The following is a 9,382-nucleotide window of genomic DNA, read 5'->3' as shown; positions in this document are numbered from 1 at the left end:
CGGCATACCTGAAAGCGACAGATCATTCAGCTGATAACGACAGTTTTTGTGCTGATAACGACAAGTCGACGATCTGCCAGGCACAACCATTCCTCAGCTAAGTCTTTGCTTCTGCTCATTTATCGCGGAGAATCGCGCCCCTGTTTCGGCCGGAGCATGTCTGTCGGTTTTTTCCGACGCGTTCTGACCGAGTGGCAAGTGACCGGAATGCGGAGATCCGACCGGATGAATGATCAGGCCAAAAGCGTCGAACAACGCTTTGAAGCAGCAGCACCAGCCGAGCTGTCGAGCTGGAATCGCCAGGACACCACCTGGATGTTGGGACTGTTCGGGACGGCCATCGGCGCCGGCACCCTGTTTTTGCCGATCAACGCAGGGTTGGGTGGCTTCTGGCCGCTAGTGATCCTCGCGTTGCTGGCGTTCCCGATGACGTTCTTCGCGCACCGTGGCTTGACCCGTTTTGTGCTCTCCGGTCGCGAAGGCGCCGACATTACGGAAGTGGTCGAGGAGCATTTCGGCATCAAGGCCGGTGCGCTGATCACGCTGCTGTACTTCTTCGCGATCTTCCCGATCCTGCTGATCTACAGCGTCGGCCTGACCAACACCGTCGCCAGTTTCCTTGAGCACCAACTGCACATCACGCCGCCACCGCGCATCTGGCTGTCGTTGGTGCTGATCCTTGGCCTGCTGGCCGTGGTGCGTTGCGGCGAGCAGGCGATCGTCAAGGCCATGAGCCTGATGGTCTACCCGTTTATCGTCGCGCTGCTGTTCCTGGCGATTTACCTGATTCCGCACTGGAACGGCGGCATCCTCGCCACCGCTTCGCACGTGCCCGCACCGTCGGCCTTGCTGCATACGCTGTGGCTGGCGATTCCGGTGATGGTGTTCTCGTTCAACCACTCGCCGATCATTTCGGCGTTTGCGGTCGATCAAAAGCGCCGTTACGGCGTTCACGCTGAAGAGCGCAGCTCGCAGATCCTGTCTCGTGCCCATGCGCTGATGGTGCTGATGGTGCTGTTCTTCGTGTTCAGTTGCGTGCTGACCCTGTCGCCGGAGCAACTGGCGGAAGCGAAGGCGCAGAACCTGTCGATCCTGTCGTACCTGGCCAACCACTTCAGCAATCCGACCATCGCCTTCGCGGCGCCGTTGATTGCATTTGTGGCGATCTCCAAGTCGTTCCTCGGTCATTACATCGGTGCGAGCGAAGGTCTGAAAGGCCTGATCATCAAGAGCGGCAACCGTCCGAGCGCCAAGGCGCTGGATATCATTGTCGCGGCGTTCATGCTGATTATCTGCTGGATCGTGGCGACCCTGAACCCGAGCATTCTCGGCATGATCGAGACCGTCGGTGGCCCGGTGATCGCGGCGATTCTGTTCCTGATGCCGATGTACGCCATTCGTAAGGTACCGGCCATGGCGCGTTATCGCGGGCAGGCTTCGAACGTGTTCGTGACGCGCGGTGGGGCTGGTGGCGATATCGGCGCTGATTTATTCGCTTTCTGCCTGATGGTTTTTGTGTTGCGTTGAGTCCGCTATCGCTGGCAAGCCAGGCTCCCACAGGTTCAGCGTAGATCCTGTGGGAGACTGGCTTGCCAGCGATGAACGATAACGCGGTGTGCCAGAAGGCATAAAAAAACGCCGCGCATCTGACGATGGGCGGCGTTTTTCATTGCGTTGTAACGTTAGGCTTGAACGACCGGAATGTTGGCGTTCGCAGCAGCTTCACGGAACTCGGCGATCTGGTCGAAAGACAGGTAGCGGTAGATATCGGCCGCCATGCTGTCGATCTTGCCAGCGTATTCCATGTACTCCTCGACGGTCGGCAGGCGACCCAGGATCGAAGCCACGGACGCCAACTCGGCCGAAGCCAGGTAAACGTTCGCGCCGTCGCCCAGACGGTTCGGGAAGTTACGGGTCGACGTCGACACAACAGTCGCGTTCGGCTCAACGCGTGCCTGGTTACCCATGCACAGCGAGCAGCCCGGCATTTCCATGCGCGCGCCAGCCTTGCCGTAGATGCCGTAGTAGCCTTCTTCGGTCAGTTGGTGAGCGTCCATTTTGGTCGGCGGCGACAGCCACAGACGGGTTGGCAGCTGACCCTTGACCTGATCCAGCAACTTGCCCGCAGCGCGGAAGTGGCCAATGTTGGTCATGCACGAACCGATGAACACTTCGTCGATCTTCTCACCAGCAACGCTGGACAGCAGACGGGCGTCGTCCGGATCGTTTGGCGCGCAGAGCACAGGCTCCTTGATGTCGGCCAGGTCGATTTCGATGATTTCAGCGTATTCGGCGTCAGCATCGGCAACCATCAGCTCAGGGTTGGCAACCCAGGCTTCCATCGCTTGTGCGCGACGTTCCAGCGTACGTGCATCGCCGTAGCCTTCGCCGATCATCCAGCGCAGCAGAGTGATGTTGGAGTTCAGGTACTCGGTGATCGACTCTTTCGACAGCTTGATGGTGCAACCGGCAGCCGAACGTTCGGCCGAAGCGTCGGACAGTTCGAACGCCTGTTCCAGGGTCAGACCTTCCAGACCTTCGATTTCCAGGATGCGGCCGGAGAAGGCGTTTTTCTTGCCTTTCTTCTCAACGGTCAGCAGACCGTTCTGGATGGCGAAGTAAGGAATGGCATGAACCAGGTCACGCAGGGTGATGCCAGGTTTCATTTTGCCTTTGAAACGCACCAGGATCGATTCCGGCATGTCCAGCGGCATAACGCCAGTGGCGGCGGCGAACGCGACCAGACCGGAACCGGCCGGGAACGAGATGCCCATCGGGAAACGGGTGTGCGAGTCACCACCGGTACCGACGGTGTCTGGCAGCAGCATGCGGTTCAGCCACGAGTGGATGATGCCGTCGCCCGGACGCAGGGAAACGCCGCCGCGGGTCATGATGAAGTCTGGCAGGGTGTGGTGGGTGGTCACGTCGATCGGCTTTGGATAGGCCGCGGTGTGGCAGAAGGACTGCATCACCAGATCGGTCGAGAAGCCCAGGCACGCCAGGTCTTTCAGTTCGTCACGGGTCATAGGACCGGTGGTGTCCTGAGAACCCACGGTGGTCATCTTCGGTTCGCAGTAGGTGCCAGGACGAACGCCTTGGCCTTCACCCAGACCGCAAGCCTTGCCGACCATTTTCTGCGCCAGGGTGAAACCCTTGGTGCTTTCAGCCGGAGCTTCCGGCTTCTTGAACAGGTCGAACGGTGGCAGACCCAGCTCGGCGCGAGCCTTCTCGGTCAGGCCACGGCCGATGATCAGCGGGATACGGCCGCCAGCACGAACTTCGTCCAACAGGACCGGAGTCTTCATTTCGAAGGTGGTCAGGACTTCGTCGGTGCCGTGTTTGCAGACTTTGCCAGCATGCGGGTACAGGTCGATCACGTCGCCCATGTTCATGTTGGAAACGTCGAACTCGATTGGCAGGGCGCCAGCATCTTCCATGGTGTTGTAGAAGATCGGAGCGATTTTGCTGCCGAAGCAGAAACCGCCAGCACGCTTGTTCGGCACGTAAGGAACGTCGTCGCCGAAGAACCACAGTACCGAGTTGGTAGCCGATTTACGCGACGAACCGGTACCGACCACATCACCGACGTAGGCGATCGGGAAGCCTTGACCGCGCATTTCTTCGATCTGCTTCATCGGGCCGGTCTTGCCTTGCTCGTCCGGCACGATGCCTTCGCGAGCCATTTTCAGCATGGCCAGGGCGTGCAGCGGGATGTCCGGGCGGGACCAGGCGTCTGGAGCAGGGGACAGGTCGTCGGTGTTGGTTTCGCCGGTGACCTTGAACACGCGCAGGCTGATCTTGTCGGCCAGGGTCGGACGGTTGCTGAACCACTCGCCGTCAGCCCAGGACTGGATCACGCTTTTGGCGTGTTCGTTACCGTTGCGGGCTTTTTCAGCGACATCGTGGAACGCATCGAACATCAGCAGGGTGTGCTTGAGTTGCGCGGCTGCAACAGGGGCCAGTTCGGCGTCGTCCAGCAGGTCAACCAGGGTCACGATGTTGTAGCCACCCTGCATGGTGCCGAGCAGTTCTACAGCGCGTTTCTTGTCCAGCAGAGGGGAGGAAACTTCGCCCTTGGCCAGTGCAGACAGGAAGCCGGCTTTTACATAAGCCGCTTCGTCCACGCCTGGTGGAATGCGATTGGTGATCAGGTCAACGAGAAATTCTTCTTCGCCAGCCGGAGGGTTTTTCAGCAGCTCGACCAGGCCTGCTGTTTGTTCGGCGTTAAGCGGCTGGGGAACGATACCCAGGGCTGCACGCTCTTCGATATGTTTGCGGTAGGCTTCAAGCACAGTTATTACCCTCATCAGTGGTCCCAAATGGGTGTCCGGGACGCTCATCCCGAAATTGCCGTACTCATGCGCCTCACGACGTTGTGGGTCGTTCGGCCAGAATTACCGGCAATTCCTTACAGAAGCTGCTTTCAAAGTTTTACGCCTGCAGAACGGGGAGCTGATGAGGGTTGGCGTTGGGCTTTTCCCCGCTGGAAAAACCCTTCGCCAACACCGCTCTGAAGGAACGACTGTGCTCGTGACGCTTTGAAAACAGCTTCTAACGGACATTGGCGCCTTAAAAGGCTGGCTGATTCTACGGCAAAAAAAATTTAAAGGTAAGTCGGGCTCTATTGGACTTTGGTGGCGAGTCGCGTTGTGCGCCTACGTGTGCGAGGCAAGGCGCGGGATGCCGCTAATGGTTGTTCCCTTGGCAAATCCCGCAACGCAGCTTCGCGCACGTAGGCGCGCAACGCGGCCGGTGCCAAAGTCCAGTAGACCCTCCGCCCCTCAAGATTGAGGGGTGATCAATGTTAGACAAAGGGCTAACATGCCGACCTGTCCTGCTCTCCCGTGTTCTCCTTACCTATGCCCAATCAGACCATCAAGACCCCCTGCGTCGGCCTCTGCTCCACTGTTTACGGTGATCTGGTGTGCCGTGGCTGCAAGCGTTTCCATCACGAAGTGATCCATTGGAATGGATACAACGAGGAGGAAAAACGCGCGGTGTGGCTGCGTCTGGAACAATTGCTGTCACAAGTGATGGCGGGCAAGGTCGAGATTTTTGATTCGGCGCGCCTGCGCCAGCAGCTTGAACAGCGCAAGATCCGCTTCGTGCCGCATCAGTCGGAATATTGCTGGGCGTATCAGCTGATTGCCCGTGGGGCGCGGGTGATCATTAATCTGGACGCGTACGGGATGGTCCTGCTGCCGGAGTTTCGCGACTGGAACCTGCCGGAATTGCGCGATGCCATTGATCGGGAATTTTTCCTGCTGTCGGAAGCCCACTATCAGCGCTACATCGCGCCCGGTTTCCTGAAAGACGCCTTCGGCGGCTGACTTAAAGTCAAAAGATCGCAGCGCCCACAGGCGCGCAGGAGCTGCCGAAGGCTGCGATCTTTTGATCTTGCTTTTGCTTTAATGCCGCGCCACCACCTCTTCCAGATGATCCTCGATCTCCTGCGGCTTGAGCACCAGCACATCACTCTCCACCGCATCCAGCACCACCTCTGCGGTATTGCCGATCAACGCCCCCGACAACCCGGACCGCGCCACGGTGCCAATCACCGTCACCACTGCACGCAGCTTGTGCGCCATGAACGGAATCAGCACGTCAGCCGGCCCTTCCTCGATGTGCAAGTGTTGATCGTCGATGTCGAACTCGGCCTGGAACGCCCGGCATTGTTCGCGATACCGCGCTTCGATGGTTTCGCTGAGTTGGAAGGTGGGGTCTGCCGACGACAGCATCGGCGACGGATGGGCGCTGATCACGTGCAGGCGGGCCTTGGCCAGGCTGGCGATGTCGTAGCCATGATCGATGATGATGTTGTGCAGGTGCCGGTGCTCCAGGTCGGTATTGCCGACATCGATGGCCGCCAGAACCACCCCGTCCTTCCACGGTTGGGCAGTTTTCACCAGCAGCACCGGGCACGGGCAGTGCCGCAACAGTTTCCAGTCCGCCGGCGTGAGCAGGGCTTTTTTCAGCGGGCTGTCGGGGAAGTGCTGCTTGATCACCAGGCCGCAACCTTCAGCCTGCTGCACATCGATGATGGTTTCATGCAGGCTTTCATTCCACGCCTGCTCGGTGGTGACGCTGTAGCCATCCGCCAACAGCGCCGCCTTGAGCACGCCGAGCATGCCGCCATGGTCGTGCTTGCGGTCGCATACCAGCAGATGCAGATGCGCCTGGGTCACGCCGGCAATCAGTTTTGCGCGTTTGAGCGCGAGGCTTTCCGAGTGTTCGGGCTCGATGACCACCAGGATGCTGCGGATGGCTTGCATGATCGGGTTCTCCGGGAGATGGAAAAATGCTGCGTGGGACAACTATAGTTGCTGCTCATGCGCCTGCGACTTGATGCATATCAACGCTGGCGACTGGTGGTCTGCGGACAGGCCGGTATAATCGGCGCCCTTCGCTCGAACACCTTTACCGTGAGCCCCATGATCCTTCCCGAAATCCACGAATTCCTTGGCTGCCGCACACCTGACGCCTGGGTCCAGGCGGCACTGGCCGATCAGGAAACCCTGCTGATCGACCACAAGAACTGCGAGTTCAAGGCCGCCAGCACCGCGCTGAGCCTGATTGCCAAGTACCATTCCCACGTCGACCTGATCAACCTCATGTCGCGCCTGGCCCGGGAAGAGCTGGTGCACCATGAACAGGTCATGCGCTTGATGAAGAAGCGCAAGATCGAGCTGCGCCAACTGTCGGCCGGGCGTTACGCCTCGGGCCTGCGCAAGGTGGTGCGTAGCCATGAGCCGGTAAAACTGGTGGATACCCTGGTGGTCGGCGCGTTCATCGAAGCCCGCAGTTGTGAGCGTTTTGAAGCCCTGGTGCCACATCTGGACGAAGAATTGGGCAAGTTCTATTTCGGCCTGCTCAAAAGCGAGGCCCGGCATTTCCAGGGTTATTTGAAACTGGCTTACCAGTATGGGGATGCGAAAGATGTTGCCCAGGTGATCGACCGGGTGCGTGCGGCCGAGCAGGAGCTGATCGAATCACCGGACGTGGAATTCCGTTTCCACAGCGGCATCCCAACCGCCGCATAACCCCCGTATGAACGAGGCTTTCCCATGATGACGCCCGCTAAATCGCCATCGCGGGCAAGCCATGCTCCTGCAAAAAACGTCATCCGCAAGGCAGTAGAACCGCTTCACCACAGAGACTGTGACTACTTTTCCAGACCGAGGCGTATATGCCAATCGGCAATGGACTCCTCGGGGTAGACCTCGAACTGCTGGTCCTTGGGTTTCACCTCAACCTCCACCCACGACGCTTTCGAACCCAGCATCAAATGCGTGTGCTCCGGTGGCACCGGCAGCGCGGTGTCGATGGCCGAGGCAAACGGATGAATCAACTCCGGCCATTGCGGGCTGAACAGCCACAACCCAGTCCCGCAAACAGAACAGAAATGCCGCTCGGCGGTGCTGTTATGGGCGCGTTTATCACCCTCGTCCTTGAGCCGCGCATGGTAGATCGCGATGTGCTTGCGCCCGCGCACCTTCAGGCTGCGGGCGTCGCCACTGAGGTTGATCGCATAACCGCCGCCGCCCTGGGTCTTGCGGCAGATCGAGCAGTAGCAACGCTGGTAAGGGTAGGGATGAGCGCTGGTGAGGCTGAACGACACCGCGCCGCAATGGCATGAACCTTCGAGCTGCATGAGGACCTCCGACTGTTCTCGAATCGATTCAAGACAGCCTAGACCCTTAGCGACTGTCGACCGGCACCAGAATCGCGTCGCCGGTCGCCACCAGTTTTAACTCGTCACCGGTTTGCGCGAACAACTCGGCGCGGGCGAACACCTGCTTCTTCCCGGCCTTCACCACCTGCCCCTTGGCGATGAACACTTCACCGACAGCGGGTGCCAGGCAGTTGACTGAAAAATGCGACGCCAGCACGTTGCCGGCGACCGTCCCGGCGGCAAAACCGCAGGCGGTGTCGAGCAACGCGGCGATCAGGCCGGCATGCAGGAAGCCGGCGTACTGCGCCATGTCGGTTTCGCGAAAAACCAGGGTAAGTTCGGCTTCACCGCTTTGGGCGTAGGTGACTTCGAAGCCGGCCCAGCGGTTGAAGGCTGAGGTTGAGTTGATCTGTTTGAGTGCGTTGAGCATGGCGAATCCCTCCGGTTGAGGGATCAACATGCGCCGGGTTTGGGGGAAGTCATGGTGGATAAAGGAGGGTGATGGGCGGGCGGAGTTGCGGTGAATGGACTGCTGCCAAAGGTACTGCTGCATATAGGTGGTGTAGGTGTAGAACGCCTGTAGGAGCTGCCGAAGGCTGCGATCTTTTGATCTTTTTTTGGCGCGGCGGCTTAAGATCAAGATCAAAAGATCGCAGCCTTCGGCAGCTCCTGCGAGGCGTGTGCCAGTTACCGCGTGCGACTTTGACCGGATTTGCACACTCATCCAGCACTCAAACTTGTACAACGCCGCCCGGTGCGAGCCCGAACCGAACGGAAACCCCCGTACGAACCGCCTTCAATTCGGGATAGCCTGGACAATCTTTGACCAGGGAATCACGCATGACCTGCCGCGCACTTTCCGGTATTTCAATCCAGCCTTGATAGGTTTGCGGTTCGACAACCGATTGCCAGCGCACATAGATGCGCACCGGCAGTTTGGCATCCAGTACTTTCCTGTAGTTTCCCCAACTGTTCGGGCCCAGCCACGGGCCAGCTCAGTGCCATTTTTCCCTCCGCCGGCAGCGCCTCCACTGCCAATCCGACGATACAGGTTCCCATCGACATCGACGGTAGCGCTGTCCTCAACCCAGCCTTCCATCGAATAAGGCGTGACAAAGCCTATTTCCCAGGGCACAGCGTCGGGATCTGAGTGCCCCCAGGACTGGCCCGAGGTCTGGCAGCCGCTCAGTAACAAGGCTCCCAACAAAATCCATAGTGTTCTCATAATCGTGACTCCTAGTCGGGGACATGGGGATGCTGCACGCGGATCCCATCCGTGGTAGGTGCATTAATGAGCTGTGGGGATGGAACCCATCATCGGATAGCGAAAGCCCGCCGAGTGGCGAGCTAAACCTACGACGATCTACCAGCTGCCGTAGGGAATGCCATATTGTTCGATGTAACGTTTGGAGGCTTCCTGCATGGGGGGATATCCAGATCGTCCAAGATCAGGCCCCTTTGGCTCTATCTCAGCCTGACCGCGTGCGACTTTGACCGGATGCATACACTCATCAAGTACCCAGATTTGCACAACGCCGCCAGGTGCTAGGCCGAGCATTACAGAAGCAATCTTTAATATCGAGGCCGTCTCGGGGAATTGTTGGCAATCCTTGCGCAACGCCGCGCGCATGACCTGCCGCGCACTTTCCGGTATCTCAATCCAGCCTTGATAGGTTTGCGGTTCGACCACCGATTGCCAGCGCACGTAAA

Annotated in this window: 8 protein-coding genes and 1 pseudogene; 3 read left to right on the top strand and 6 right to left on the bottom strand. The window is 59.0% G+C overall.

Going from position 1 to position 9,382, the window contains the following annotated elements; all coding sequences use genetic code 11:
• Positions 1-225 precede the first annotated feature (225 nt).
• A pseudogene (locus JFT80_RS16665) lies at positions 226-1,507 on the top strand (serine/threonine transporter).
• 175 nt (positions 1,508-1,682) lie between these two features.
• On the opposite strand, the gene acnB reads toward JFT80_RS16665, so the two are convergent.
• Positions 1,683-4,292, bottom strand: a complete 2,610-nt coding sequence (gene acnB, locus JFT80_RS16660; RefSeq protein WP_201148595.1) for a bifunctional aconitate hydratase 2/2-methylisocitrate dehydratase — start codon at positions 4,290-4,292, stop codon at positions 1,683-1,685.
• 567 nt (positions 4,293-4,859) lie between these two features.
• Here acnB and JFT80_RS16655 point away from each other — a divergent pair.
• Positions 4,860-5,330 (top strand): DUF1289 domain-containing protein, encoded by a 471-nt coding sequence (locus JFT80_RS16655; protein ID WP_201148594.1) that lies wholly within the window; start codon positions 4,860-4,862, stop codon positions 5,328-5,330.
• Between the two features lie 78 nt (positions 5,331-5,408).
• Here JFT80_RS16655 and JFT80_RS16650 read toward each other — a convergent pair whose 3' ends face one another.
• Entirely contained in the window at positions 5,409-6,272 is an 864-nt protein-coding gene (locus tag JFT80_RS16650) for a universal stress protein (RefSeq protein WP_201148592.1), read from the bottom strand.
• A gap of 159 nt (positions 6,273-6,431) precedes the next feature.
• On the opposite strand from JFT80_RS16650, the gene JFT80_RS16645 reads away from it, so the two are divergent.
• Entirely contained in the window at positions 6,432-7,040 is a 609-nt protein-coding gene (locus JFT80_RS16645; RefSeq protein ID WP_201148591.1) for a tRNA-(ms[2]io[6]A)-hydroxylase, read from the top strand.
• Between the two features lie 122 nt (positions 7,041-7,162).
• On the opposite strand, the gene JFT80_RS16640 is transcribed toward JFT80_RS16645, so the two are convergent.
• From JFT80_RS16640 to JFT80_RS16625, 4 genes are all read right to left on the bottom strand, one after another.
• A complete protein-coding gene (locus JFT80_RS16640; protein ID WP_201148590.1) occupies positions 7,163-7,651 on the bottom strand; it encodes a GFA family protein in 489 nt (162 codons plus the stop codon).
• A 46-nt stretch (positions 7,652-7,697) separates the two neighbouring features.
• A complete protein-coding gene (locus JFT80_RS16635; RefSeq protein ID WP_201148593.1) occupies positions 7,698-8,102 on the bottom strand; it encodes a PaaI family thioesterase in 405 nt (134 codons plus the stop codon).
• Positions 8,103-8,403: 301 nt separating this feature from the next.
• Positions 8,404-8,601: a DUF2931 family protein gene (locus JFT80_RS24450; RefSeq protein ID WP_307833102.1), complete on the bottom strand. Its 198-nt coding sequence runs from the start codon at positions 8,599-8,601 to the stop codon at positions 8,404-8,406.
• Positions 8,602-9,035: 434 nt separating this feature from the next.
• Positions 9,036-9,382 (bottom strand): DUF2931 family protein (locus tag JFT80_RS16625; RefSeq protein ID WP_201148589.1); only part of this gene is annotated, 347 nt, incomplete at its 5' end.

This window comes from Pseudomonas sp. TH10 (assembly GCF_016651255.1).
In the GTDB taxonomy this organism is placed as follows: domain Bacteria; phylum Pseudomonadota; class Gammaproteobacteria; order Pseudomonadales; family Pseudomonadaceae; genus Aquipseudomonas.
This window is presented reverse-complemented; position numbering and strand designations above follow the sequence as displayed.

Bases quoted from the DNA above. Each gene is read 5' to 3' on its own strand.
- JFT80_RS16655 (WP_201148594.1), top strand. From the start codon at position 4,860: ATGCCCAATCAGACCATCAAGACCCCCTGCGTCGGCCTCTGCTCCACT.
- JFT80_RS16645 (WP_201148591.1), top strand. From the start codon at position 6,432: ATGATCCTTCCCGAAATCCACGAATTCCTTGGCTGCCGCACACCTGAC.
- JFT80_RS16640 (WP_201148590.1), bottom strand. From the start codon at position 7,651: ATGCAGCTCGAAGGTTCATGCCATTGCGGCGCGGTGTCGTTCAGCCTC.
- JFT80_RS16635 (WP_201148593.1), bottom strand. From the start codon at position 8,102: ATGCTCAACGCACTCAAACAGATCAACTCAACCTCAGCCTTCAACCGC.
- JFT80_RS16650 (WP_201148592.1), bottom strand. From the start codon at position 6,272: ATGCAAGCCATCCGCAGCATCCTGGTGGTCATCGAGCCCGAACACTCG.